The sequence below is a fragment of the Leifsonia williamsii genome (genome assembly GCF_030433685.1).
GTDB classification, from domain to species: domain Bacteria; phylum Actinomycetota; class Actinomycetes; order Actinomycetales; family Microbacteriaceae; genus Leifsonia; species Leifsonia williamsii.
This window is the reverse complement of record NZ_JAROCF010000001.1, coordinates 3304236-3329356: the sequence shown is the minus strand read 5'-3', so window position 1 is coordinate 3329356 and position 25121 is coordinate 3304236. Positions and strand designations below refer to the sequence as shown.

26 protein-coding genes and 1 riboswitch are annotated in these 25121 nt (G+C 73.7%); of the genes, 12 read left to right on the top strand and 14 right to left on the bottom strand.

The annotated features are described in order from the left end of the window. Nucleotides 1-56 precede the first annotated feature (56 nt). Nucleotides 57-1958 (top strand): thioredoxin domain-containing protein, encoded by a 1902-nt coding sequence (locus P5G50_RS15745; protein WP_301212069.1) that lies wholly within the window; start codon nt 57-59, stop codon nt 1956-1958. On the opposite strand, the gene P5G50_RS15740 is transcribed toward P5G50_RS15745, so the two are convergent. From P5G50_RS15740 to P5G50_RS15725, 4 genes are all read right to left on the bottom strand, one after another. After that, nucleotides 1918-2550, bottom strand: a complete 633-nt coding sequence (locus P5G50_RS15740; protein WP_301212071.1) for a dihydrofolate reductase family protein — start codon at nt 2548-2550, stop codon at nt 1918-1920. The genes P5G50_RS15745 and P5G50_RS15740 overlap by 41 nt on opposite strands. Nucleotides 2551-2605: 55 nt before the next feature. After that, nucleotides 2606-2941: a hypothetical protein gene (locus tag P5G50_RS15735; RefSeq protein WP_301212072.1), complete on the bottom strand. Its 336-nt coding sequence runs from the start codon at nt 2939-2941 to the stop codon at nt 2606-2608. Nucleotides 2942-3086: 145 nt separating this feature from the next. Further along, nucleotides 3087-3983: an aminodeoxychorismate lyase gene (locus P5G50_RS15730; RefSeq protein WP_301212073.1), complete on the bottom strand. Its 897-nt coding sequence runs from the start codon at nt 3981-3983 to the stop codon at nt 3087-3089. Between the two features lie 48 nt (nt 3984-4031). After that, nucleotides 4032-4316 carry an acylphosphatase gene (locus tag P5G50_RS15725; protein ID WP_301212074.1) on the bottom strand — a complete coding sequence of 95 codons (285 nt, stop codon included), beginning with the start codon at nt 4314-4316 and terminating at the stop codon, nt 4032-4034. Between P5G50_RS15725 and P5G50_RS15720 the strand changes: the two genes are divergently transcribed. Next, complete coding sequence (locus tag P5G50_RS15720) at nt 4288-5898, top strand: DUF7059 domain-containing protein (RefSeq protein WP_301212075.1); 1611 nt, start codon at nt 4288-4290, stop codon at nt 5896-5898. The genes P5G50_RS15725 and P5G50_RS15720 overlap by 29 nt on opposite strands. Before the next feature lie 16 nt (nt 5899-5914). Here the strand turns inward: P5G50_RS15720 and P5G50_RS15715 are convergent, their stop codons facing one another. Continuing rightward, nucleotides 5915-6406: a metallophosphoesterase family protein gene (locus tag P5G50_RS15715; RefSeq protein ID WP_301212152.1), complete on the bottom strand. Its 492-nt coding sequence runs from the start codon at nt 6404-6406 to the stop codon at nt 5915-5917. A gap of 71 nt (nt 6407-6477) precedes the next feature. On the opposite strand from P5G50_RS15715, the gene P5G50_RS15710 reads away from it, so the two are divergent. Next, nucleotides 6478-7509: an aldo/keto reductase gene (locus P5G50_RS15710; RefSeq protein ID WP_301212076.1), complete on the top strand. Its 1032-nt coding sequence runs from the start codon at nt 6478-6480 to the stop codon at nt 7507-7509. A 62-nt stretch (nt 7510-7571) separates the two neighbouring features. Here the strand turns inward: P5G50_RS15710 and P5G50_RS15705 are convergent, their stop codons facing one another. Together P5G50_RS15705 and P5G50_RS15700 are read right to left on the bottom strand one after the other, a co-directional pair. Then, on the bottom strand, nt 7572-8090 hold the full coding sequence (locus tag P5G50_RS15705; protein ID WP_301212077.1) for a WapI family immunity protein: 519 nt from the start codon (nt 8088-8090) through the stop codon (nt 7572-7574). Continuing rightward, nucleotides 8087-8680 (bottom strand): NADPH-dependent FMN reductase, encoded by a 594-nt coding sequence (locus P5G50_RS15700; RefSeq protein WP_301212079.1) that lies wholly within the window; start codon nt 8678-8680, stop codon nt 8087-8089. The genes P5G50_RS15705 and P5G50_RS15700 overlap by 4 nt, the downstream gene beginning before the upstream one ends. Before the next feature lie 169 nt (nt 8681-8849). Here P5G50_RS15700 and P5G50_RS15695 point away from each other — a divergent pair, with 169 nt between their 5' ends. Together P5G50_RS15695 and P5G50_RS15690 are read left to right on the top strand one after the other, a co-directional pair. Beyond that, nucleotides 8850-9137: a hypothetical protein gene (locus tag P5G50_RS15695; protein ID WP_301212080.1), complete on the top strand. Its 288-nt coding sequence runs from the start codon at nt 8850-8852 to the stop codon at nt 9135-9137. Between the two features lie 100 nt (nt 9138-9237). Next, nucleotides 9238-12207, top strand: a complete 2970-nt coding sequence (locus tag P5G50_RS15690; protein ID WP_301212081.1) for a helix-turn-helix transcriptional regulator — start codon at nt 9238-9240, stop codon at nt 12205-12207. A gap of 41 nt (nt 12208-12248) precedes the next feature. On the opposite strand, the gene P5G50_RS15685 is transcribed toward P5G50_RS15690, so the two are convergent. Further along, a complete protein-coding gene (locus tag P5G50_RS15685; protein WP_301212083.1) occupies nt 12249-12713 on the bottom strand; it encodes a TraR/DksA family transcriptional regulator in 465 nt (154 codons plus the stop codon). Nucleotides 12714-12844: 131 nt separating this feature from the next. Between P5G50_RS15685 and P5G50_RS15680 the strand changes: the two genes are divergently transcribed. Continuing rightward, nucleotides 12845-13135, top strand: a complete 291-nt coding sequence (locus P5G50_RS15680) for a hypothetical protein (protein ID WP_301212084.1) — start codon at nt 12845-12847, stop codon at nt 13133-13135. A 48-nt stretch (nt 13136-13183) separates the two neighbouring features. Here P5G50_RS15680 and P5G50_RS15675 read toward each other — a convergent pair whose 3' ends face one another. From P5G50_RS15675 to P5G50_RS15665, 3 genes are all read right to left on the bottom strand, one after another. After that, entirely contained in the window at nt 13184-13672 is a 489-nt protein-coding gene (locus P5G50_RS15675) for a glutathione peroxidase (RefSeq protein ID WP_301212085.1), read from the bottom strand. Between the two features lie 126 nt (nt 13673-13798). Continuing rightward, nucleotides 13799-15190, bottom strand: coding sequence for an L-serine ammonia-lyase (locus tag P5G50_RS15670; RefSeq protein ID WP_301212086.1), 1392 nt, complete (start codon nt 15188-15190; stop codon nt 13799-13801). A 78-nt stretch (nt 15191-15268) separates the two neighbouring features. After that, entirely contained in the window at nt 15269-15439 is a 171-nt protein-coding gene (locus tag P5G50_RS15665; protein WP_301212088.1) for a hypothetical protein, read from the bottom strand. Between the two features lie 71 nt (nt 15440-15510). Here P5G50_RS15665 and P5G50_RS15660 point away from each other — a divergent pair, with 71 nt between their 5' ends. The 4 genes from P5G50_RS15660 (at nt 15511) to P5G50_RS15645 (ending at nt 18274) form a co-directional block, all read left to right on the top strand. Beyond that, on the top strand, nt 15511-15753 hold the full coding sequence (locus P5G50_RS15660; protein WP_301212089.1) for a helix-turn-helix domain-containing protein: 243 nt from the start codon (nt 15511-15513) through the stop codon (nt 15751-15753). Then, complete coding sequence (locus P5G50_RS15655) at nt 15746-16300, top strand: Clp protease N-terminal domain-containing protein (protein WP_301212090.1); 555 nt, start codon at nt 15746-15748, stop codon at nt 16298-16300. The genes P5G50_RS15660 and P5G50_RS15655 overlap by 8 nt, the downstream gene beginning before the upstream one ends. Nucleotides 16301-16448: 148 nt before the next feature. Beyond that, nucleotides 16449-17459, top strand: coding sequence for an ATP-binding cassette domain-containing protein (locus P5G50_RS15650; RefSeq protein ID WP_301212091.1), 1011 nt, complete (start codon nt 16449-16451; stop codon nt 17457-17459). After that, nucleotides 17456-18274, top strand: coding sequence for an ABC transporter permease (locus tag P5G50_RS15645; protein WP_301212092.1), 819 nt, complete (start codon nt 17456-17458; stop codon nt 18272-18274). The genes P5G50_RS15650 and P5G50_RS15645 overlap by 4 nt, the downstream gene beginning before the upstream one ends. Nucleotides 18275-18353: 79 nt before the next feature. On the opposite strand, the gene P5G50_RS15640 is transcribed toward P5G50_RS15645, so the two are convergent. Further along, complete coding sequence (locus P5G50_RS15640) at nt 18354-21887, bottom strand: AfsR/SARP family transcriptional regulator (RefSeq protein ID WP_301212093.1); 3534 nt, start codon at nt 21885-21887, stop codon at nt 18354-18356. A gap of 60 nt (nt 21888-21947) precedes the next feature. Here P5G50_RS15640 and P5G50_RS15635 point away from each other — a divergent pair, with 60 nt between their 5' ends. Next, the gene (locus tag P5G50_RS15635) at nt 21948-22532 is read left to right on the top strand and encodes a class I SAM-dependent methyltransferase (protein ID WP_301212094.1); all 585 of its coding nucleotides are present in this window, start codon (nt 21948-21950) and stop codon (nt 22530-22532) included. Between the two features lie 65 nt (nt 22533-22597). On the opposite strand, the gene P5G50_RS15630 is transcribed toward P5G50_RS15635, so the two are convergent. Both P5G50_RS15630 and P5G50_RS15625 read right to left on the bottom strand, forming a co-directional pair. Continuing rightward, the gene (locus tag P5G50_RS15630; RefSeq protein WP_301212096.1) at nt 22598-23191 is read right to left on the bottom strand and encodes a CoA-binding protein; all 594 of its coding nucleotides are present in this window, start codon (nt 23189-23191) and stop codon (nt 22598-22600) included. After that, entirely contained in the window at nt 23188-24483 is a 1296-nt protein-coding gene (locus P5G50_RS15625; RefSeq protein WP_301212097.1) for an O-acetylhomoserine aminocarboxypropyltransferase/cysteine synthase family protein, read from the bottom strand. The genes P5G50_RS15630 and P5G50_RS15625 overlap by 4 nt, the downstream gene beginning before the upstream one ends. Nucleotides 24484-24617: 134 nt before the next feature. Further along, a riboswitch (guanidine-III (ykkC-III) riboswitch) is annotated at nt 24618-24683 on the top strand. Between the two features lie 9 nt (nt 24684-24692). Between P5G50_RS15625 and P5G50_RS15620 the strand changes: the two genes are divergently transcribed. Next, nucleotides 24693-25010, top strand: a complete 318-nt coding sequence (locus tag P5G50_RS15620; protein WP_301212098.1) for a DMT family transporter — start codon at nt 24693-24695, stop codon at nt 25008-25010. The last annotated feature ends 111 nt before the right edge of the window (nt 25011-25121 follow it).

The window sequence follows — 25121 nt, the reverse complement described above, 5'->3', positions numbered from 1 at the left end:
CGCAGCGGGGGCGGTCGACCGGTTGCCCCCACCGGCTCAGGTCGTAGGGTGTGCGCATGGCGAATCGGCTCGCGGACGCGATCAGCCCCTACCTGCGTGCTCACGCGGACAACCCGGTCGACTGGTTCCCCTGGGGGCCGGAGGCGTTCGCGGAGGCGAGGAGGCGCGACGTGCCCGTCCTCATCTCCATCGGCTACGCCACCTGCCACTGGTGCCACGTGATGGCGCGCGAGAGCTTCTCGGACCCGGCGCTCGCCGCCGAGCTGAACCCGCGGTTCGTCGCGATCAAGGTCGACAGGGAGGAGCACCCCGAGGTCGACGCCGCCTACCTGACCGCGGCGAGCGCCTTCACCGACAATCTGGGCTGGCCGCTGACCGTGTTCGCGACGCCGAGCGGTCGCGCGTTCTTCGCCGGCACGTACTTCCCGCCGCTGCCGGTGGGCGGGCGCGCCTCCTTCCGGCAGGTGCTCGATGCTGTCGAGGACGCCTGGCTGCAGCGTCGCGACCAGGTCGAATCGGACGCGGGGAGGGTCGCCGCCGCCCTCGCTGCTGCGTCGGAGGCGTCGACGGCGGCCTCCGACCTCCCGGACGGACGGGCCCTGGACGCGGCGATCGCGCAGCTGGCGACGGCGGAGGACCCGCAGTTCGGCGGCTTCGGCACTGCGCCCAAGTTCCCGGTGGCGCCCGTGCTCGGCTTCCTGCAGTCGCGCCCGGCCGGCCACGAGCTGGCGGCCAGGACGCTGCGGCGCATGGCGGACTCCCCGCTGCGCGACCCGGTCGACGGCGGGTTCTTCCGCTACGCGACCCGGCGCGACTGGGGTGACCCTCACTACGAGCGGATGCTCTACGACAACGCGCTGCTGCTCGACGCGTACGCGACGGCCTGGCAGCAGACCGGACAGGCGTGGGCGGAGCAGACGGCCGACGGTGTCGCCGCCTTCCTGCTCGGGGTGCTGCGCCGGCCCGGCGGCGGGTTCGCGTCCGCTCAGGACTCCGAGAGCACGATCGACGGCGCACGCGTCGAGGGGGAGTACTACCGCCGGCCGACGGCCGAGCGCGCCCGGCTGGACCCGCCGCCGGTCGACGCCAAGGTGCTCACCGGCTGGAACGGGCTGGCGATCTCCGCCCTTGCGCGCGCGGGGCGCATCCTCGACCGGCCCGCCTGGATCGTTGCGGCCCAGGAGGCCGCCGACACCCTCCTCGACCGGCATCGCCGCGCGGACGGCACGCTGCTGCGCGTCTCGCTCGATGACCGGGTGTCGGAGGCGGGGGCCACACTCGAGGACTACGGCGCCTTCGCGGGAAGCCTGCTCGAGCTCGCGCTCGCCGCGGGCGACCCGGCCGCGGCGAGCGCCGCCCGGGACCTGGTCGACCTGTGCCTCGACGCGGCCGCCGGGACGCCCGAGCGATCGTGCCCCTTCGAGGCGCCGGGAGGCGGCGATCCGGTGCTGGCCGCGACCGGGCTCGCCGTGCAGGTCGACCCGTCCGAGGGCGCGTACCCGTCGGGGCTGTCGGCGATGGCGTCGGCCGCGCACACGCTGTTCCTGCTCACCGGCGAGCGCCGCTACGAGCGGGCCGCACGGGAGGCGATGCGGCTGGTCGCGCTGCCCGCGGTGCAGACGCCGAGCGCCTTCGGGGCGGCGCTTGCGCTGATGGCGCGGCTGGACGGGGGAGCGGAGCAGCTCGTCGTGGTGACGCCGAGCGCGGGGTCTGCCACGAACGCGAGCGCGGCCTCCACCGACCCAGAGGGACTCGTGCGGGCCGCGCGACGGCATCCCGCGCCGCTCGTCGCGTTCGCCGCCGAGGACGCCGCGGGCGCCTTCGCCGCCGACGGCTTCGAGCTGTACGCCGACCGGAGAACTCGGGACGGCCTCCCGACCGCCTACCTCTGCCGCGACTTCGTGTGCCGGCTGCCGGTCACGACTCCGGACGCGCTGGAGGCAGCACCCGGTACGTGAGGTGCGCCACGGACGGCGTCACCCGCGACCGCAGCAGCTCCAGCTGCAGCGACGGGACGCGGTCGAACACGCGCTCGCCGGCGCCGAGGGTGTGCGGGACGACGTGGAGGCGCAGCTCGTCCACGACGCCGGCCCACAGCGCCTGGTTGAGCGTCTCCGCACCGCCCGCGATCGAGATGTCGCGGTCGCCGGCGGCCTGGCGCGCGAGGTCCATCGCGGCGTGGATTCCGTCGGTGACGAAGTAGAAGGTCGTGCCGCCCTCCATCGGGATCGGCTCGCGCTCGTAGTGGGTGAGCACGAACACCGGCGCGTGGTACGGCGGGTCCTCCTCCCACCAGCCGCGCCAGTCGGAGAAGCGCTCGCCGTCTGCGGGCCAGTCGCCCCGGACGGGGCCGAACATGTTGCGGCCCATCACGTAGGCGCCGGCCGTGGTGATCGCGGCGATCTCCTCGGCGTGCTGCTCGGCCTCCTCGAACATCCAGCTGTGCAGCCGGTTCTCGACGCCGTGGCCGAGCGGCTCGTCGAGCGTCTGGTCGGGGCCTGCGGCGAAGCCGTCGAGCGAGATGGCGATGTCGGCGGTGACGATACCCATGCGGACACGCTAGCGGCGGGCGGGCGGGTCCGCCAGGGTCAGGGGTGCCGGTCGCTCAGGCGCGCTCGACCCGGTCGAGCATGCCCCACACCGCTTCGCTGAGCTCCGGGTGTTCCAGCGCGATGCGCCGCAGCACGGTGTACTCGAAGCGGGCGAACGAGTCGCGGCCCGCGGCGGGATGGTGGGCGCGGGACTGCTCCTCGGCGAGGTCGAAGTCCTCGATGGCGCCCGCGCGCAGCGCGATCACGACCTGCTCGTCGACGCTCGGGAGGTCGGGGATGAACTGCCACGGGTCCTCGCCCGCGCGGCAGCGGTGCTCGATGATGGCGCCGAGCTCGTCGCGCGCCTGCTGACGCAGCACCTCGATGCTGCGCGGCACCTGCTCGTTCACGTGACCCTCCCCTCGCCGCGAGCGGCACCGGCCTCGTCGCCGGTGCAGTGCGTACAGCCTAAGCGGAGGTCGGGACGACCGCGAATCGCCGGGTTACCCGCGTGGCGCCGGGCCTGCGCGATGCGGCTGCGCCGCTCAGGGCCCGTCACTCCGTCCGCGACAGGAGGTACCGGTTCAGCTCGGCCGTCAGCTCCGCGTCGACCGGGTACTCGCGGCCGTCGAGGTCCGTGACGGGCGCGGCCATCCGCACGCTCGACACCAGCCAGAGGGCGTCGGCGTCGCGGAGCTCGTCGGCGGTGATCTCCCGGTACTCGGTGGCGAGGCCGCGCTCCTCGAAGAAGGCGAAGACCGCGGCCTGCGTCGTCCCGGCGAGGATGCCCTGGTCGGTCTGCGGGGTCCGCACGACCCCGTCGGCGAGCAGGATGACGTTGGAGGTCGGCCCCTCCAGCGCGTACCCGTCGGAGCTCAGGAAGATCACGTCGTCCGCACCGCGGCGCACCGCCTCCCGCTGGGCCGCCCGGTTCACCGCGTACGAGAGCGTCTTCGCGCCCGCGAGCAGCCACGGCGCGCTCTCGGCCACGTCGTGGCGCAGGCCGCGGTCGAGCGTGACGACGCGGATGCCGCGTCGCTGCGCAGAGAAGTCCTCGCCCTCGTCCACGAAGATCCACCCGCTGGGCCGCCCGGACCCCTCCACCCCGCGCGTGTAGATCAGCTTGGCGAACAGCTCGCCGCTGCCCGCCTCGCCGTTGCGCTCGCGGTAGTCGCGCACGCCGGCGGCCACGGCCTCCCGCCACACCGCGGCGGCGGGCTCGGGGAGGTCGAGCAGCTGAGCCGAGTGCGCCAACCGCGCCAGATGCGGCTCGAGCGCCTGCGGGTGCCCGTCGATCACCGCGATGGTCTCGAAGACGCCGTCGCCGCGGGTGACCGACAGGTCGGTGATGCGCACCTGCGGAGCGTCGAAGTCGGCGAGCGCGAAGCCGGCGTCGCCCTCGGCGGGGGTTCCGGTGGGCGCGGTGATGGTGAGGAGGGTCGCACGGGTCATGTGCCCTATTGTGGCCCTCCGTGTCGCCGGCGTCGCGTGGCGCGTCGGCTACGCCGTCTCCCGGATGCGGAACGCGTCGTCGCCGTCCGGAGTCGCCTCCGCCACGTCCACCCGCTCGACCGCCGAGCCGGGAGGGCCGGCGCGCAGCCAGTCGAGCATCTGCTCCACCGCCGGGGGCTCGCCCTCGACCTCGGTCTCGACCGTGCCGTCGAGGCGGTTCCTGGCCCAGCCGGTGACGCCCAGCTCCTGCGCCTTCTCGCGCGCGCTCCAGCGGAACCCGACGCCCTGCACCACTCCGGTCACGATGGCTCTCCTGCGGATCACGCGGCCCATTGTGCCCTGGTTGAATGGTCGGGTGAACCCGTCAGCAGACCGCTCCGCCCTGATCGCCGCTCTGCGCGCCGACCTCACCGCCGCCCGGTTCTCGGTGGGCGCGCTGGACGCGCTGTGGGGTGCGGAGGCGGCGGAGGCGCTGCACCGCGGGCAGCGGGTCCCCGCCGAGCGGGCGGTCGCCCGGCACGTCGCCAGTGATGTCGCCACGGGCGGTGCGTCGGCCCTCCCGACCCTCGCCCGGCTGTTCGTGCTCGGGGTGCCGGTCCCGGTAGGCGAGGTGGAGGCCGCCCTCCCGTCGCTGGGCGTGGCCGGCGCGGCGGCGCTCGGGCTCGTGCGGGAGGCGGAGGGTGTGGTCGCCCCCGCCGTCGACCTCCGCCCCTACGCGTTCGAGGACGCGCGCGGCGAGGCGGAGTGGTGGATCGTCTCCGACCTGGGCGAGCTGGCGCTCGGCCACGCGCTCCCGGAGGATCACGTGCTCGGCGTCGGCGGAGCCTCGCTCACCCTCAGCGGGCTCATGCTGCAGCGGCGGGTGGAGACCGCCCTCGACCTCGGCACCGGCTGCGGCATCCAGGCGATGCACGCCCGCCGGCACGCCGACCGCGTCGTCGCGACCGACATCTCCCCGCGGGCGCTGGAACTGGCCGCACTGAACGCCGAGCTCAACGGCATCGACGGCATCGAGTTCCGGCTCGGCAGCATGTTCGAGCCGGTGGCGGGGGAGCGGTTCGACCACATCGTCTCCAACCCGCCGTTCGTGATCACCCCGCGCGTGGAGGGCGTGCCCGCCTACGAGTACCGCGACGGCGGGATGGTCGGCGACGCGGTGGTCGCCGCGTTCGTGCGCGACTGCGGCGAGCACCTCACACCGGGAGGCGTCGCGCAGCTGCTCGGCAACTGGGAGTACCGCCCGACCGAGGACGGCCTCATGCGCGTGCGCGGCTGGGTCGACGCGTCGCCGACCGCGCTCGACGCGTGGGTGATCGAGCGCGACACGGAGGACGCGGTCCGGTACGCCGAGACGTGGATCCGCGACGGAGGCACTCGGCCGGGCACGCCCGCGTTCGACCGGCTGCTCGGCGCCTGGCTGGACGACTTCGAGGCCCGCGACGTGAGCGCGGTCGGCTTCGGCTACCTGCTGCTGCGGCGCGCGGAGGGGGAGCCGACGTTGCGGAGGTTCGAGCGCCTCCACGGCTCCCTCGGCGCCAACGAGGCGGGGCTCGGCGTGCACCTCGACGCGTGCCTCACCGCCCACGATGCGCAGGCCGCCCTCGACGACGCGGCGCTCGGGATGCTGAGGCTGACGGTCGCGCCCGATGTGACCGAGGAGCGGCACCTGTGGCCGGGCGCCGACGCTCCGACGGCGATCCTGCTGCGGCAGGGCGGCGGCTTCGGCCGCGCGGTCGCCGCCGACACCGGCCTCGCCGCGCTCGTGGGGGCATGCGACGGCGAGCTGAGCATCGCCGCGATCGTCGGGGCGCTGGCGCAGCTGCTCGACGTGGACGAGGGCGCGCTGAGCGACGACCTCCTCCCGGCGGTGCGCGGGCTCGTCGGGGACGGGATGCTGCTGCTGCCGACGCGCTGACGTCTCCGCAACTCGATCAGGGGGTTCGCGGCACCGGGACCAGGGTGACGTCGTCAAGGCGCCCCTCCCGCACCACCGCCGTCAAGTAGGTGCACTCCGGCTGCCGCCGGCGGTCGGTGGGGGAGCCGGGGTTCAGCAGGCGCAGTCCGCGCGGCGAGACGGTGTCCCAGGGGATGTGCGAGTGTCCGAACACCAGCACGTCGGCGTCGGGGTGGTCGCGCTCGGCCCGCGCCTCCCTCCCCGCCGCCTGGCCGGTCTCGTGCACGACGGCGAAGCGGAGGCCGCCCAGCTCGGCGTGCGCCACCTCCGGCAGCCGGCGGCGCAGCTCAGGGCCGTCGTTGTTGCCCCAGACGCCGATGAGCCGCCGGGCGCGGGCCTCCAGCAGGTCGAGCGTCGCGACGTCGACCCAGTCGCCCGCGTGGATGACCACGTCGGCAACGTCGATCGCCGCGAGCACCTGCGCGGGCAGCTCCCTGGCGCGTTTCGGCACATGGGTGTCGGAGATCATGAGAAGGCTCAGAGCGTCGTCCACGCAGCGCACAGTAGGCGAACCGGCCGCGCGGGGCTAGCGTCGGCGGCATGGAGCTACGCACCCTCGGAAGCAGCGGAACGATCGTCTCGGAGTACGCCCTCGGGACCATGACCTTCGGCGCGGAGGCCGACGAGCAGACCTCGCACGCCATCCTCGAGCGCTACCTCGACGCCGGCGGGAACCTGGTCGACACGGCCGACGTCTACTCGGCCGGCGTCTCGGAGACCATCATCGGCCGGTGGCTGGCGCGCAACCACGGCCGCCGCGACGGCATCGTGATCGCTACGAAGGGCCGGTTCCCGATGGGGGCGGGGCCGAACGATCTGGGCCTCTCGCGCACGCATCTTCGTGCGGCGCTCGACGCCTCCCTCCGCCGGCTCGGCGTCGACCACATCGACCTGTACCAGCTGCACGCCTGGGACGCGCTGACCCCGCTGGAGGAGACCCTCCGCTTCCTCGACGACGCCGTCGCCGCCGGGAAGATCTCGTACTACGGCTTCTCGAACTATCTCGGCTGGCAGCTGACCAAGGCCGTCGGCGTCGCCGCCGCGCACAACTGGGCGCCGCCGGTCACGCTGCAGCCGCAGTACAGCCTCCTGGTGCGCGGCATCGAGCACGAGGTCGTGCCGGCCGCGCTCGATGCGGGCGTGGGACTGCTGCCGTGGTCGCCGCTCGCGGGCGGCTGGCTGAGCGGCAAGTACAGCCGCGACGAGTCTCCCACCGGCGCGACCCGGCTCGGCGAGAACCCCACCCGCGGCATGGAGGCGTGGGAGGCGCGCAACGCCGACGAGCACACCTGGCGCGTGGTCGACGCGGTGCGCGAGGTCGCCGACGAGCTCGGGAGCACGCCGTCGCGGGTCGCGCTGGCCTGGCTGGCGGACCGTCCCGCTGTCACCTCCGTGATCCTCGGCGCCCGCACGGTCGAGCAGCTGGAGGACAACCTCGCCGCCGCAGACCTCGACCTGCCAGACGACCTGCGCACGCGCCTCGACGACGTCAGCACCCCCCGCGCCGAGGTGTACCCGTACGGCGAGCAGGCGGTCGCGCAGCGGCACCGCAAGCGCGAGGGCGGGAGGTAGGAGGCGCGGCGGCGTAGGCCGCTCGGCGGCTCGGCGGCTGGCGGCGCTAGCCGCTCAGCCGCTCAGCCGCGCGGCAGCGCCGCCAGCTCCAGCGCCAGGTCGCGGGCGGCGGCGCGCGCCTCGTCCGCGGCGAGGTCCAGCCCGACCACGACGTCGGTGGTGCCGGTGGCGGAGGTGCGCATCCCGAGGATGGCGATGCGCAGCTCCACCCGGTCGTCGCCCGTGCGCCGGCCGCTCAGGGACAGCACGCCGCCGCTGAAGGCGAGGGAGGACCAGCCGCCGTCGTCGGTGGTGTCGCCTGGTGCGCCGCCGTCCGTCTCCCGAGCGGGCGCCGCTGCGGCGGTGTACTCGTCCGCCGCGATCTCCACCCCGCCCTGCGCGGCCGCCGGGGCTCCGGTCGCGAGGCCGTCGAGCCAGCCGGCCAGCTCGTCGGCCTCATCGGCGCGCAGGCACGGCTCGGCCAGCTCCCAGCGGTGGCCGGCATCCTCCACCGTCGCCTCGACCAGCACCCGGTCGTCGGCGTCGTAGCCGGTCGGCCGCAGCTCGACGGTGCGGCCGCCCTCCGCGTCGCGCAGGATCACCGGGGCGCCGGCACGACCGTGAGCACGCGCTCGATGAACTCGAAGAACGAGCCCATGAAGCCGCGCAGGAAGGCCTCCGTCCCCTCGTCGGTGACGGTCCCGTCCGGTTCGAACAGCCCCGGCCGCGCCTGGATGTAGGCCTCCGGGGCGTTCATCTGCGGCGCCTGCAGGAAGCTCAGCACGCTGCGCAGCTGCTGCTGCGCGACGGCCGTGCCGATGGCGCCGGGGGAGGCGCCGATCACCGCGCACGCCTTGCGGGCGATCACGTTCTCGCCGTAGGGGCGGCTCGCCCAGTCGATCGCGTTCTTCAGCGCGCCGGGGAGGGAGCGGTTGTACTCGGGGGTGACGAAGAGCAGGGCGTCCTGCGCCGCGATCGACGCCTTGTAGTCGCGCGCCACCTTCGGGTAGTTGCCGTCGTAGTCGCGGTTGTAGAGCGGGAGGTCGCCGATGCGGATCTCGGTGAACACGAGATCCTGCGGGGCGAGCCGGAGCAGCGCCTTCGACAGGGTCCGGTTGATGGACGCGGCCGACATGCTGCCGACGAAGTAGCCGACCTTGTACGGCGGCTGGAGCTCGTTGATCGTTGCCATGCCGCCAGCTTGCTCCCCGCCACGGTGCGTGTGAACCCCCTCCTCAGTCGTCCTGAGCGCGCCTCCGCCGACGGAAATAGGGCATCTGCCCGATGCTCGGCCACCGCCTCAGCGAGCAGTCTGAGGAGGGTCGGAGAGGGGTCCGGCACACGACGAGAGGGATGAACGGATGATGTTCTCGGAGGACTACGTGCAGAGCATGGTGACCGCCCGTCAGGCGGCGGCACTGGTGCAGGACGTGGAGCTGATCCGGGTGGTGCACGAGCGCTTCGCGGCGGTGCCGGCGCGGCACTGGTGGCAGCGGATCGGCGACGGGCGCGCGCGGGGGCGGCGGGCCGGGGGTGCGGCTGCGGCGGTTCCTGAGGGCGTTGCGGTGCCGGCGGCGGTGGAGCAGGGGGATCAGGGGGCTCGGGAGGGGGCGGCGGCCGGGCGCGAGCTGGCCGGCACTCGTCGGTGAGCCTCCTTCACGGGACGGTCCCGCTGCCGGTTCTCGCGGGGTCGCAGCGGCCTGCATCAGAGCCGGTCCCGATGTCGGTGGCCCGTGGCACGATGAGGCCATGCGATCACCGGCGTCGAGCACCGCGATGATCGGGCGGGAGTCCGATCTCGAGGCCCTGCGTGCCGAGCTGGGGGAGGCGTCGGCCGGCTCGGTCGACGCCGGCCGGCCCCGCGCCGTGGTGATCGGCGGGGAGGCGGGCATCGGCAAGTCGCGCCTCCTCGGTGAGTTCCTGGCCGAGTCGGAGGGGTCGGCCACCGTCCTGCTCGGGCGCTGCGTCGATCTCGGCAGCGACGGCGCTCCGTACGCGCCGTTCGCAGCCGTGCTGCGGCGGCTGATCCAGCAGGTCGGGCTCGACACCGTGCTGCGCGCGGCGGGCCCGGGAGCCGGCGTGCTGTCGGTTCTGCTTCCGGAGCTGGCCGACGACTCCGCGGTCCCCGCCCGCACCGGCGCCGAGCGGCTGTACGAGGTCGTGACGGTCCTCTTCGAGACGCTGTCGGCCGAGCGGCCGCTCATCCTCGCGGTCGAAGACGTGCACTGGGCAGACGGCTCCACGCTCGAACTGCTGCGGTTCATCGTGCGCATGACCGAGCGCGGCCGCGTGCTCGTGCTGCTCACCTACCGCAGCGACGAGGTCTCGCGCGGCCACCCGCTGCGCTCGTACCTGGCCGAGCTGGAGCGCACCCGCCGGGTCACCCGCTGGGAGCTGGCACGGTTGCAGCGCGACCAGGTCGCCGCGCTCATCGAGCACCTGCAGGGCGGCGAGCCCGACCTCGCGACGGTCGACCGCGTCTACGCGCTGAGCGAGGGCGTGCCGTTCTTCGTCGAGGAGCTGGTCGGCATCGACGGGCTCGACACCGGCGAGGAGCTGCCCGAGACGCTGCGCGAGCTGCTGCTCGCGCGCTACGAGCGTCTCGGTGACGGTGCCCAGCGGCTGCTGCGGGTTCTGTCGGCCGGCGGCGTGTGCGTCGAGCACGACCTCCTCGTCGCGGTGTACGACGGATCGCCCGACGAGCTCGACGCGGCGGCGCGGGAGGCCGTGGTCGCCAATGTGCTGACGGCCGAGGGGACCGAGTACTCGTTCCGGCACGCGCTCGTGCGCGAGGCCATCCACGCCGACCTGCTGCCGGGGGAGCGGGCGCGCTTCCACACCCGGTATGCGGAGGCGCTCGAGGCGAGCCCGCAGCGCTCCGCCATCCAGCTCTCCTCGCACTGGCTGGCCGCGCACGACCTCCGTCGGGCCTTCCTCGCCTCGGTGGAGGCCATGGACGAGGCCCGCCTGTCGTACGCGTACGCCACCTCCGCCGCGATGGGCGACCGCGTGCTCGAGATGTGGGACGGCGTCCCCGACGCCGAGCAGCTGGCCGGCCGTGACCGCATCGCGGTGATCGCGCGCACGGCCTCCGCGCTGCGCAACGCGGGCGACAACGAGCGGGCGCTCGCCCTGGTCGACGTCGCACTGGCCGACCTGCGCGGCATCTCGCCGGCACGGCACGCGCGGCTGCTGCGCGACAAGGCCCAGTACCTCTCCAACCTCAGCCGTCCCGGCTCGGCCGAGCTCCTCGAGGAGGCTCTCGCGGTGGTGCCGCCCGAGGCGGTCGCCGACGGCGATCCGCTGCGTCCGCACCTGCTCACCGAGCTCGCTGCGCGCTTCATGATCGCGGCGCGGTATGACGAGGCGATCGCGATGGCCGGGCAGGCGATCGCGGAGGCCGACCACGCTCCGGCGTCGCTGCAGAGCGTCGCGCACAACATCCTCGGCAGCTCGCTGACCGCGGCGGGGCGGGTGGAGGAGGGACTCGCCGAGCTCGACATCGCCGGCCGGCTCGCCGACGGCGACGCCAGCGCCCTGCTGCGGCACGCGGTCAACGCCTCGGACGCACTCAACAGCGTCGGCCGCTACGAGGACGCGGTCCGCATCGCCGAGGCCGGCGCCCGCGAGGCGCGGCGTCGCGGCGTCGAGCGCACGTCTGGCGTCATGCTCTCCTCCAACACGGCGGAGCCGCTGCTCGCCCTCGGCCGGCTCGACCGCTCCGCGGAGCTGCTCGACGCCGCGCTCGCGCTCGACGCCCCGCCCAGTTTCCGCGCGCAGTTGCAGCGCAACAAGCTCTGGCTGACGCTCTGGCGCGGCGACGTCGACCGGGCGGAGGAGCTGCTGCGTCGCTGGCGCGGGTCGCTGCGCATCCTCGGCGAGCTCGAGATGCAGGCGCGGCTGAGCATCGCCCGCATCACGGGAGAGATCGCCCTCGCCCGCGGCGACGCCGAGCAGGCGTGGCGCGAGGCCGGCGGCATCGGGTCGGAGCCGTTCGCGACGATCCCGGGCTACGACCTCCCGGTGCTCGCCGTGGCCGCGCGGTCGCTGGCCGAGCGTGCGGTCGCGCGGCGGGCTGCCGGCGCGGCCGGAGACCTCGATGCCGCCGACGCACTCGACGTGAGCGCGGAGGCGCTGCGGCTGGAGACGGTGCTCGCCGCCCTCGGCGACTGGCCGACGTTCCCGATCTGGGCCCCGCTGGTCGAAGCCGAGCTGGCGTCCGCCCGCGCCGTGGCCGCGGCCTCCGACACCGACCACGAGCGCCGGCTGGCCCTGGCCGTCGAGGCATGGTCGTCAGCGGTCGACGCGTCACGGTCTCCGCTCGCTCCCGCCCACCTCCACCCGTACGTGCTGCTGCGCGCCGCCCGCGCCGCTCTTGCCGCCGGCGACAGACCCGCGGCCGAGCGTCTCGCGGCGGCCTCTCGCGAGGAGGCCGACCGCTTCGGCTTCGGACTGATCGCGTCCGCCGCGGCCGGACTGGTGGCCCACCGCGGCACTCGCGCGGTCGCCGGAGCGGCCGGGGCCGCCGGTGCCCCGCTGACGGAGCGCGAGGAGCAGGTGCTCGCCCTCATCGAGCAGGGCCTCAGCAACAAGCAGATCGGCGAACGCCTCTTCATCAGCGCCAAGACGGCCAGCGTGCACGTCTCGAGCATCCTCCGCAAGGTCGGCGCCTCGACCCGCACGGAGGCCGTGTACCGGGCGGCGCGCGCGTCGCGGTGAGGTCGCGCTGAGGTTGCGCGCGCGTCAGCGCACGGTCGGCGTCACCGCTCGACGGCGATCGCGCAGCTGATGCACAGCTCCGCGGTCGGGCGGGCGCGCAGCCGGTCGACGCCGATCGGGCGGGCGCAGCGGGTGCACACCCCGTAGGTGCCGTGTTCGAGGCGCTGGCGTGCCGCGTCGACGGCCGTCAGATCCTGGGTGGCGTCGACGCGGAGCGCCTGGAGGCGGCTCCACTCCGACGACAACGTCGGGCCCTCCGGGTCGTGCTCGTCGTCGGCGGTCGACTCCGACCGCGACGCGAGCAGCACGCCCAGCGACTCCGCCAGCCGTTCCGCCTCGGCGATGTCGTCATGGCGGCGCTGTTCGATCAGTTCAGCGAACTCGGCGAGCTCGCGCTCGGTCAGCCCGCCGGGTGACAGCTCGGCGTCGAGCGCATCCCTCTCGATCAGTGCGCCGGCGACCTCGCCGGCCCTGATCGCCCCCGTGTCGATTCCGTCGGTGTGCATGCGCACCCCCTTCCGTCTGCCTGTCGAGGGTACGCCCGGGTCACCTGGGAGCCTGCTCAATCCGCCTCCGCGCGTCGCGGCCGCGAGAGCCGTTCGCAGGTCGTCCGCGGAGGTCGCCGTAGGCTCGTCGCGTGCCCTCCTTCCGCGTGATCGCCACCGTCGGCCTCCTCCGCCCGGGTGTTCCACCCACCGCCGTCCAGCCCGCCGCCGCCGACGCCGCGGCCGAACTCACCGTGGTCGAGGCGTCGAGCATCGACGTGGTGCGCGGGGAGGCGCGGCTCACCGTCCGGTTCATGGCGGACGACGTGCCGGGCGCGCTGCACGTGGCCGAGCACACGGTCGCCGCCCTCCGCGCGCTCGCCGACGTCGACGCGTGGAGGCTCACCGAGCGCGTCGGCGGCCGCTGGTTCCGGAGGGCGTGAGGGGCGGGCGCGGGTCGAGGGTGCGACCACGCGGACCCGCGTGGCCCGCTACGCCGCCGCGGGCAGCGACTCCTCGATCAGGCCGACGATCCGAGGGTCGTCCGGCTCGGTCGTGGGCCGGAACCGGTGCACCGCGCCGTCCGGCGTGAGCAGGAACTTCTCGAAGTTCCAGGTGACCCGCCCGGCCTTGCCCTCCACGTCCGGGTGCGTGGTGAGCTCGGCGTACAGCGGATGGGCATTGCGACCGTTGAGCCGCACCTTCTCCATCATCGGGAAGGTCACGCCCCACGTCGTGGAGCAGTACTCCTTGATGGCGTCGGTCGTCTTAAGCTCCTGCAGGAACTGGTTGCTCGGGAAGCCGATCACGGTGAAACCGCGCGAGCCGTAGGTCTCCTGCAGCTGCTCGAGCTTCTCGTACTGCGGCGCGAGCCCGCAGCGGCTCGCGACGTTCACGACGAGGACCACCGTGCCGGCGTACTGGGCCAGCGAGGTCTCGGCGCCGTCGATGGTGTGGAACGGGATGTCCATCAGGGTCATGCTGCGAGCGTAATTCGCCGGCGCCCGCCCGTCGAGTCGTGAGCCGCCGCCGCAACCCCCGCGAGTCGTGACATCAGGTCGCTTCTCGGCCGCAACCCGCAACGAGTCACGACTCGAGGCGAGCCCTCAGCACTCGATGACGTTGACGGCGAGGCCGCCCTCGCTCGTCTCCTTGTACTTCGTCGACATGTCGAGGCCCGTCTGGCGCATCGTCTCGATCACGGTGTCGAGCGAGACGAGGTGCGAGCCGTCGCCGTGCAGGGCCAGCCGGGCGGCGGACACGGCGGTGGAGGAGGCGATCGCGTTCCGCTCGATGCACGGGATCTGCACGAGGCCGCCGACCGGGTCGCAGGTCAGGCCGAGGTGGTGCTCCATCGCGATCTCCGCCGCGTTCTCCACCTGCCGGGGAGTACCGCCCAGGACCGCGCACAGGGCGCCCGCCGCCATCGCACAGGCGGACCCGACCTCGGCCTGACAGCCTCCCTCCGCGCCCGAGATGGAGGCGTTGGCCTTGAACAGCGAGCCGATCGCGGTGGCGGTCAGCAGATACTGCCGGATGCCCTCGGCGGAGGCGCCGGGCACGAAGCGCAGGTAGTAGTGGGCGACGGCCGGGACGATCCCGGCCGCGCCGTTGGTCGGCGCGGTGACGACGCGCCCGCCGGACGCGTTCTCCTCGTTGACGGCGAGCGCGAAGGCGTGCAGCCACTCCAGCGCGGTGGCGCGGCCGGGCTCGTCCTGCACGCTCTCGAGGTGCTCGCGCATCATCGCGGCCCGCCGCTTCACACCGAGCCCGCCGGGGAGGGTGCCGTCGCCGGCGAGCCCGCGGGCGACGCACTCGGCCATCGCCTCCCAGATGAGGTCGAGTCGGTCGCGGGTGGCGTCCGCTCCGTGCAGCGCCTCCTCGTTGCGGCGGGCGACCTCGCAGATCGGGATGCCGAGCCGCTCGCAGATCGCCAGCAGCTCGGCCGCCGAGTCGTAGGGGAGCGGATGCGGTGCGCGGGCCGCGAGGTCGGCCTCCTCGCCCTCGCGCCGGATGAAGCCGCCGCCGATCGAGTAGAAGGTCTCTTCGGCCAGCGGGAGCGCCTCCCGCACCCCGTCGGGCGAGCGGCCCCAGGCCCGCAGGGTGAGGGCGTTCGGGTGACCGGGGAGACGCGTGCGCGGTTCGAAGGCGATGTCGTCCTTCGCGAACGGCAGCGGGCGCTCCCCGGCGAGAGGGAGGCTGCGCCCGGCGGCGGGGTCGATGTCGGCCCACGCGCCGCGCACCTGCTCGGGCCAGCAGGTCTCGGGAGCCAGCCCGGAGAGTCCGGCGACGACGGCGTCGGGCGTGCCGTGACCGATGCCGGTGGAGCCCAGCGAGCCGTACAGCGTGCAGGTCACCTGGTCGACGCGGTCGAGCAGACCCTGGTCGCGCAGCCGCTCGGCGAACGCGCGCCCCGCCCGCATCGGCCCGACCGTGTGCGAGCTCGAGGGGCCGATGCCGATCGAGAAGAGGTCGAAGGCCGAGACGTACGCTGTCACGCAGCCAGTGTACGTCGGAGGCGATGAGCCCGTTGCGCGCAGAGGAGCACACGCGCGGGATTGCTGCGCCGCACGCCGTCAGGAGTGGCGGAACTGCACGCCGGCGTCGCCCGGCGCGCACCAGACCGTGTCGAGGTCGCCGTCAGCCGCGGTGAACTCGATCAGGAACTGCCCGCCGTCATCGGGCCCCTCGACGACGACGCCCGGCCGCCGGTCGTACCAGACCGTGACGCCGACGCCGAGCTCCATGCGGGCAGCCTACAACCGTCGCCAAAGCAACTAGAGTTGACAAATAGCTATAAGCAACTAAAGTTGCTCTCATGACCCCCATCACCCCCGCTCCTGCTCCGCTCGGCGGTGTCGCAGACGGTCTCGCGGCCGTCGTCGCGCTGCGCGAGCTCGCCGACCGCCTGGAGGACGCCGAGGTCGAGCGCGCCCTCCGCGACGGCTGGAGCTGGAGCCAGATCGCCGACGCCCTCGGTGTCACCCGGCAGGCGGTGCATAAGAAGCACCTGCGCCGGGTGGCCGCCGCCGGCGTCGAATTGAGGAGACGCAATGTCTGACGCAACCGCACCCGAGCCCGAGCCGGAGTCCTCGCAGCCCGGCTCCCACCAGGGCGACCTCCCCGCACCCGTCCGCGGGCAGCGTCTGTCCCGCGCCTTCCGTGCGCTCGTCGTCGCCGCCATCGACGAGGCCCGCGGGCGCAACGCCTCCCTCGTGGAGGCCGAGCACCTGCTCCTGGCCCTCACGGCCGACCCCGGTTCTCCGGTGGGACCCGTGCTCCGGCACGCCGGCCTGGACCGGGAACGGGTGGAGGCGGCTCTGCGTGCCGAGCGCGCCGCCGGTCTGCGCGCGGCCGGCGTGGAGCCGGTGCCGGAGGAGCGCCTCGCCGCCTCCCCGCGCGTCGGCCGCCCGCGCTGGGGGACCTCGGCCCGGGAGGTGCTGGTCAGAGCCCACCGGATCAGCCTGCTCCGCGGCCGCGCCGCCGCCACCACGCCCTCCGACGTCCTCGCCGCCCTCGCGGGTCTGGAGCTCGGCACCGTGCCGCGCGCCCTGGAGCTCGCGGGCATCGACCGCTCGGCGCTCGCCGAGGCGGCGCGGGCGGCCTGACCGTTCGGCGGTTCTGGAGGCCGTGCGAGCGCCGTGCAAGCGCCGTGCAAGCGCCGTGCAAGCGCCGCGTGAGCGCCGTGCAAGCGGCCCGCGTCAGCATCGGTTCATCACCCGATGAAACGGGACCCCATCCTGAAGGAAGGACACCATGACTCGCAGCTCCGAGTGGGCGGTCGAAGCCCACGGGCTCGTCAAGGTCTTCGGCGACAACCGCGCGGTCGACGGCGTGGACCTCAGCGTCCGCGCCGGAACCGTCTACGGCGTGCTCGGCCCGAACGGCGCCGGCAAGACCACCACCATCTCCATGCTCGCCACCCTGCTGCGCCCCGACGCGGGCGAGGCCTTCGTCTTCGGCCACGACATCCGGCGCGAGCAGCAGGTCGTCCGCCAGCTGATCGGCGTCACCGCGCAGTTCGCGTCGGTCGACGAGACGCTGTCGGCGACCGAGAACCTCGTCATCTTCTCGCGCCTGCTCGGCCTCGGCCGGGCGGAGGCCAAGCGCAAGTCCGCGGAGCTCCTCGAGGAGTTCGGGCTGTCGGAGGCCGCCAAGCGTCCGCTGAAGAAGTTCTCCGGCGGCATGCGCAGACGGCTCGACCTCGCGGCCAGCCTGATCGCGCAGCCGCCGCTCATCTTCCTCGACGAGCCGACCACGGGCCTCGACCCGCGCACCCGTGCCCAGATGTGGGACACCATCCGGAGGCTCGTCTCCACCGGCTCCACGGTGCTGCTCACGACGCAGTACCTCGACGAGGCGGACCAGCTCGCCGACCGCATCGCGGTGATCGACCGCGGTCGCGTGGTGGCCGAGGGCACCGGCGACGAGCTGAAGGCGTCCGTGGGCGAGTCGTCGCTGCAGCTGCGCCTCACCGACTCGGCCGACCTCGAGGACGCCCGGCGCGCCATCCTGAGCGTGCTCGGCGTGGAGGGCGTGGTCTCGCCGGAGGGGTCGCGCATCACCGCGCCGATGCGCGACGCCGACGCGGTGACGGACCTGTTCGTCACCTTGCGCGAGGCCGGGATCCACCTGAGCGAGATGTCGGTCCAGAAGCCGACGCTCGACGAGGTCTTCCTCACCCTCACCGGTCACGGAGCCGAGGACCAGAGCGCCGGCGAGCCCGGCGAGGACACCGCGAAGAACGCAGAGAAGGTCGACGCATGAGCGCCATCGCCACCATCACCCCGCCCGCCGAGCGGAACCTCAAGAACCACGTCAGCGTCAGCCAGACGCTCGCCAACACGGTCACCATGGCCTACCGCGGCCTGCTGAAGATCAAGCGGACGCCCGAGCAGCTGTTCGACGTCACGCTGCAGCCGATCATCTTCACGTTGATGTTCGCCTACATCTTCGGCGGCGCGATCGCCGGGAACGTCCAGTCGTACCTGCCGCAGCTGATCCCCGGCATCCTCGTGCAGACCGTCATCACGACCTCCGTCGTCACCGGCGTGCAGCTGCGCGAGGACATGGACAAGGGCGTGTTCGACCGCTTCAAGTCGCTGCCGATCGCCCGCATCGCGCCGCTCTCGGGCGCGCTGCTGGCCGATACCCTGCGCTACACGATCGCCACGACGATCACCTTCGTCGTCGGTTTCCTGATGGGCTACCGCCCGGGTGGGGGCATCCTCGGGGTCGTCGCCGCCGGATTGCTCGTGATCGTCAGCTCGTGGGCGATCAGCTGGATCTTCGCCTTCTTCGGCGTCATCGCGCGCACGGCCGGGTCGGTGCAGGGCATCTCGTTCCTGGTGCTGTTCCCGCTGACGTTCCTCTCGAACGCCTACGTGCCGCTCGACACCCTTCCCGGCTGGCTGCGCTGGTTCGCGACCATCAATCCGGTGTCGCACCTGGTCACCGCGGTGCGCGAGCTGGCCAACCACGGCACGTTCGGCGCCGACGCCTGGCTGGCGCTCCTCGGCGCCGCCGTGATCGTCGCGGTGTTCGCGCCGCTGACGGTCCGCGCCTACATGCGTAAGGCGTAACGACGCCACACCATCGCTCCTGGACTTCTGCCCGCGACACGCCGCTCGCGGACGTGCAGAAGTCCGGGAGCGATGGCGTCTACCCCCGCGCCGCCGCCAGCAGCTCCAGCCCACGCACTGCCGCCGCGTCGCGGCCGAGCCCGGAGACCGACGCGATCGCGGCCTCCAGCCGCTCGGCCCCCCACGCCTCGCGGACGCGTGCCGAGAGGGTCGCGCGGTCGAGGCTCGCGAGGTCCTGCCGGGAGTTGGCCTGGCCGGCGAGGGCGAACAGCTCCAGGCCCAGGGACAGCCAGTCGCGACGCCCCGCGGATGCGCTCGCATGCTCCGCGACCGTGCGCGGGTCGAGCATCCACACCGCATAGCCCAGCAGCCCCGCGCCGACCACGGGCTTGTCGAGGTACGCCGGGTTCAGCCGCGAGTTCACGAGCAGGCGGGTGCGGAGGCGGCGGGCGGTGTCGTCGGTCTGCGTCCAGTCGACCGCGTCGGGCAGCTCGTGGTGCGCGCGGATCAGCACGGCGAGGTGGGCGGCGCCGAGGATGGTCAGCCAGGGCGCCGCGAGGGCCTCCCGCTCGGCGGTCGCCTCGTCGGTGAAGACGCCGACGGCCTGGCCGTAGAGCCGGATGCCGCCCGCGAGGTCGCCCTCGGCGAGCGCGATCTCGGCGAGGCCGCTGTAGGCGGTGCCGTAGAAATCGACGTAGTCGAAGCCGGTGCGGTCGATCTCCGCGTCGAGGTAGCCCTCGAGCAGTGCCCGCCCGCGCTCCAGGTCGCCGGTGCCGATCGCGTTGACGGCGATCAGCCAGTCGAGCTGCCGGAGGTCGCCCGCCGCGCCCAGCAGCCGCAGTCCGTCGTGCGCGCGCTCGGCCCAGACCAGCGCCTCCACCGGGCGCGCCAGCTGGCTGTACAGCTGGGCCAGCGCCTGTGCGGCGGAGGCGGTCGCCCAGGCGTCCTCCGACCGCAGGCCCAGCCCGTAGGCGCGCTCGGCGGTCGCCAGCGCCTCGTCGAGCTCGCCCGCGTTCTCCTTCAGCTGCGTCGACAGCAGGCACCCCATGACGGCCAGCTCGGGCTGGGGGGAGTCGCTGAGCCGGGCGAGCACGGCCATGCCGGCGTCGACGTTGCCCGCGCTCGCGACCAGCGCGGCGATCGCCTCCAGCCGCGGGTCTCCGAACGCCGACGTCCGCTGCAGCCGCTTGAGCCGCGAGATCGCACGGGCGGAGGTGCGCAGATCGGCGTAGAGGAACGTCCCGCCGATCACGGTGAAGCAGACGGCCGCTGCGTCGCGGTCCGCGGCGTCCGGCTCCCAGCCGCGCAGCGCGTCCATGACCGGACCTCCGAAGGCGAGCACCTCGGAGTGCGCGCTGCGCAGCGACCAGTAGTACGAGAGCACCGCGTACACGTGCGCCACCACGCCGGGCCGCCCGCTCTCGAGGGCGGAGCGCAGCACCGCCAGCAGGTTGTCCTGCTCGGAGGTGACGCGGGCGAAGGTGGGCACGAGGTCACGCCCGTGCATGCGCTCGATGGCCGCCGTCGCGAACGCGCGCGCCCACGCGTCCATGCCGTCACGGGCGAGCGCGGTCTCGCCGGCGCGCTCCAGCTCCCGGTCGCCGAACTCGCGCACGGTCTCGAGCATGCGGTAGCGCAGGATGCCCGTCTCGGGATCCTCGCTGACGGTCACGAGCGACTGCGCGACGAGCGCATCGAGGTCGTCGAGGATGTCCGGGTGGGCCTGCCCGGCCTCCGCCGCCTCCATCGCCTCCGCCGCCTCCGCGCTGAAGCCGTCGGGGAAGATCGACAGCCGCCGCAGCAGCGCCTGCTGCGACCGGTCGAGCAGGTTCCAGCTCCAGTCGATGACCGCCAGCAGGGTGCGGTGACGTTCGGGAGCCGTGCGCTCGCCGCCGGTGAGTAGCGCGAACCGGTCGCCGAGCCGGCGCTCGATCTCCTCCACCGCGAGCGAGCGGGCGCGCGCGGCGGCGAGCTCGATGGCCAGGGGGAGGCCGTCGAGCCGGTCGCAGAGCCGTGCCACGACCTCCGGCTGCAGCACGACACCCGGCCGGGCCGCCCGCGCCCGCTGCATGAAGAGCTGCACGGCCGGACCGTCGTCGGCGCTCGCGAGCGGCGCCAGCGGGTACACCTGCTCGGCGCCGATCGCGAGCGGTGCGCGGCTCGTCGCGAGCACCCGCACCGTGCTGGTGGAGTCGAGGATGTCGGCGACGTACGCCGCTGCGGCATCGACGATGTGCTCGCAGTTGTCGACGACGAGCAGCGTCTCCCGCTCGGAGAGCAGTCCGAGGATGCGGGAGCGCAGGTCCAGCTGGGCGCCCGGCTCGGCGGCCCGGCCGCTGCGCTGCTCCCGGATGCCCAGCGTCGTCGCGAAGGCGAGGTCGAGGTCGTCGCCCGAGCGCACGCCCGCCAGCTCGACCACCACGACGGCCGGCAGCGCGCTCGCCCGGTGGCCCACCTCCAGCGCCAGCCGCGTCTTGCCGAGGCCGCCGGCGCCGAGGACCGTGACCAACCGGGAGGTCGTGAGCAGCTCCTCGACGGCCGCCAGGTCGCCGTCGCGCCCGAGCAGTGGGTTCGGCGCCGAGCGCAGGCCGATGCGGAGGCGGCGGGACGGAGCGGCGGGAGTGGCGACGGTGCCGGCGGCGGAGGCGTCGTGCGCGGAGGCGTCGTGCGCGGAGGCGTCGTGCGCGGAGGCGTCGTGCGCGGAGGCGTCGTGCGCGGAGGCGTCGTCGGCGGTGGAGTCGACCGAGCCGGTTTCGTCAGATGCGATCGCGGCGGGCCCGTCGGCGCCGAGGACGGTTCCTCCCGGCTCCTCCTCGCTGAGCAGCCGCGCGTTGAGCGCGACCAGCTCCGGACCCGGACGCGTTCCCAGCCGGTCGAGCAGCGCCTCCTTGATCTCCGCGAAGGCGAGCAGGGCCTCGCTGCGGCGGCCCGCGCGGGCGAGGGTGCGCATCCACTCGGCGCGCAGCTGCTCGTCGAGCGGCCGGGCAGCGACGAGCGGGCGGAGGTCGGCGAGCGCCGACTCGGGGTCGCCGGCGGCGACGCGCGCGCGGGCGCGGACCAGCAGCAGCTCCTCGCGCAGGTCGGCGGCGGTGCGGGCGAGCTCGTCGGCCAGCGGGGAGCCGCCGAGTTCGGCGCCCGGCTCGCCGCGCCAGAGGGCAAGCCCCTCCGTCGCCTCCTGCGCCGCCTCGGGTGCGTCTCCGGCGCCGAGGCTTGCGCGGGAGCGGTCGCGGTGGAGGCGCGCGAGACCGAGATCGGTCGCGTCGGCCGTGACGGCGAGCGCGTAGCCGCCGGGCGTCGAGCGCAGCAGGCCGTCGGCGGCCGTCGTGCGCAGGCGCGAGACGAGGGTCTGGAGGGCGGCGCGCTCCTGCCGCGGCGGGGCGTCGTCCCACAGGTCGGCGACGAGCGACGCGACCGATGCGGCGCCGCGGGCGAGCACGAGCGCGACGATGAGGCTCTTGCCGAGCGTTCCGGTGGGCTCGGCCAGCCTGCCGGCGCGGTCCTCCACCAGCACCGGCCCCAGCACGGCGACCCGGGGCGTGGCGATGCCGAGGACGGCGTCGCTCGGGACGGCGTCGCTCGGGACGGCGTCGCTCGACGAAGGGGCGGACTCCACCCGGTGATCTTAGCCAGCGCGGACGGCACCGCGGGGCCGGCAGCGCGTAGGCTCGGCCGCATGGCGTTCGACTGGTCCCGCTTCTACGAGCAGCAGGGCGGTCGCGGGGTGCGTCCGACCTTCGAGCGTGCGCTCGCGCTGCGGAGCGACGCGCCGCCCGGCGACGCCGTCGACCTCGGCTGCGGCGACGGGGTCGAGACCCGCGCACTGGCGGAGTCGGGCTGGACCGTGCTCGCGACGGACTCCGACGCCGGGGTCGAGGAGCGCGTGCTCGCCGGGCTCCCGGCGGAGGCGGCCGCTCGGGTCCGCGTGCGGCGCACCTCGTTCGAGGAGCTGGGGCCGCTGCCCGAGACCGACCTCGTGTACGCGGGCTTCGCGCTGCCGTTCTGCGAACCGGGGCACTTCCCGTACCTGTGGGCGGACATCCGGGAGGCGCTGCGGCCGGGTGGACTGGTCGCGGGCGAGCTGTTCGGCCCGCACGACGACTGGTTCGGCCGCCCGCGCATGAACTTCCACGACCGGGCAGGCGTCGAGGGCATGCTCGCCGGCATGGAGGTGCTGCAGCTCGTCGAGGACGACCGCCGCGGCATGTCCTTCGAGGGCCCGAAGCACTGGCACGTCTTCCACGTGATCGCCCGCGCCTGACCCGCGCCCGCTTCCCCGCCCCCTCGCGTACCCGGCGGCTGCGCGGCTGCGCGAGCGCGGCGGAGCTAGCGGATGGTCTTGCGCGCCGTGATCTGGCCCGTGTCGAAGCCGAGCAGGTGCAGGCCGCCGTGGAAGCGGGCGTGCTCGATCTTGATGCAGCGGTCCATGACGACGGTCAGGCCCTTCGACTCGCCGTACTCGGCGGCCTCCTGGTTCCAGATGCCGAGCTGCACCCAGATGGTCGGCGCGCCGATCGCGACGACCTCGTCGATGACGGCGGGGATGTCGCTCGGCTTGCGGAACACGTCGACGATGTCCGGCACCTCCGGAAGCGACGCCAGGTCGGGGTACGCCTTCTCGCCGAGGATGGTGTCGGCGTTCGGGTTCACGAAGTACACCCGGAAGTCCGTCGACTGCTGCAGGTAGGTGCCGACGAAGTAGCTCGACCGCGCCGGGTTGGGCGAGGCGCCGACGATCGCGACCGACTTCGCCGAGCGGAGGATCTTGAGCCGCTCCTTCGCGTCGGGCCCGACCCAGGTGCGCTGCGTGCGCAGCAGTTTCGCCAGCGGCGAGTCCGCCGGGACCGAGCAGCTCAGGCCGTTGACCAGCTGGACGTCCGCGGTCTCGCCCGATGCGGCGGTGGTGTCCGTGATCGTCATGCGTTCTCCTCCACGGCGATGCTGAGCGCCTGGTCCAGATCGTAGATGATGTCGTCCGCGTCCTCGATGCCGACGCTGATGCGCACGACGCCCGGCAGCACGCCCGCGTCGAGCAGCTGCTGCTCCGTCAGCTGGGCGTGGGTGGTGGAGGCGGGATGGATCACGAGCGTCTTGGCGTCGCCGATGTTGGCGAGGTGGCTGGCGAGGTTCACCGACTCGATCAGCTTCTGCCCGACCGCGCGGCCGCCCTTCACGACGAAGCTGAAGACGCTGCCCGGGTTGCCGCCGAGGTACTTCTGCGCGCGGTCGTGGTGCGGGTGCTCCGGGAGCCCGGCCCAGTACACCTTCTCGATGCGCGGGTCGGCGTCGAGCCACTCGGCGACCTTCCGCGCGTTATCGATGTGCGCCTGGATGCGGTACGGGAGGGTCTCCACACCGGTCGCGAGCAGGAACGCCGAATGCGGCGCCAGCACCGGTCCGATGTCTCGCAGCTGCTCCGCGCGCAGCCGGGTGAGGAAGGCATACTCGCCGAAGTTCCCCGACCACTGCAGCCCGCCGTAGGACGGGACGGGTTCGTGGAAGAGCGGGAACTTCCCGTTGTCCCAGTCGAACCTCCCGCTCTCCACGACCACGCCGCCGAGCGTCGTGCCGTGCCCGCCGAGGAACTTGGTGGCCGAGTGGATGACGATGTCGGCTCCCCACTCGATGGGCCGGTTGAGGTACGGGGTGGCGATCGTGGAGTCGATCGCGAGCGGCACGCCGGCAGCGTGGGCGACCTCCGCGAGCCCCTCGATGTCGGCGATCTCGCCGGAGGGGTTGGCGACGGTCTCGGCGAAGACGACCTTGGTGCGGTCGGTGATCGCGGCGGCGTAGTCGGCCGGGTCGGCGCTCTGCACGAACGTGGTCTCGACGCCGAAGCGGCGCAGCGTCACGTCGAGCTGCGTGATCGAGCCGCCGTAGAGGTTGGCGGAGGCGACGATGTGGTCGCCCGCGCCGGCGAGCGACGCGAAGGTGATGTACTGCGCGCTCAGACCGGAGGCGGTGGCGACGGCGCCGAGGCCGCCCTCGAGGCTCGCGATGCGCTCCTCGAAGGAGGCGACGGTCGGGTTCGCGACGCGCGAATAGATGTTGCCGTACTTCTGCAGTGCGAAGCGCGCGGCCGCGTCGGCGGAGTCGTCGAACACGAAGGCGCTGGTCTGGTAGATCGGCAGGGCGCGGGCGCCGGTCACCGGGTCGGGGATGTTGCCCGCGTGGATCGCACGCGTGCGGAAGCCATATTCGCGATCTGCCATGCGGTCACGCTACCCGAGAGCGCGCCGGGCGCCTCCCGCACGCTGTAACACGCCGCAACCGGGGGAGGCGCGGCGCCGGCGGGTGCGGTACCCGGCTGCCCGGGACCTGCACAGGGTGCCTTGCTAGCCTGGTCGCAGACCCCCGCGACGGCGGTCCCGGACGACGGATCAGTACCCGGTGAGCGACAAGACTGGCCATGGGAGTCAGCATGTCCTGGATCATCCTCGTCCTCTCCGGCGTCCTGGAGGCCGTCTGGGCCACCGCGCTCGGTCTATCCGCGGGGTTCACGAAGCTCTGGCCGTCGGTCGTCTTCGTGGTCGGGCTGGCCGGCTCGATGGCCGGCCTCGCGTTCGCGATGCGCAGCATCCCGATCGGCACCGCCTACGCGGTATGGGTCGGCATCGGCGCCGCGCTGACCGTGCTCTACGCGATGATCTTCGGCGGCGAGGGCTTCTCGCTCGTGCGGGTGCTGCTCATCCTGGGCCTGGTCGCGTGCGTGGTGGGCCTGAAGCTCGTCGACCACTGAGTCGTCCGTCTTTCTTCTGCAGAGCCGCTTCTCCACAGCCCCTGCATCGATTTGGCGCAACACGCCGTGCGGCTCCGGCCGCGCGCGGCATGTCGTGACAAACCGATGGGG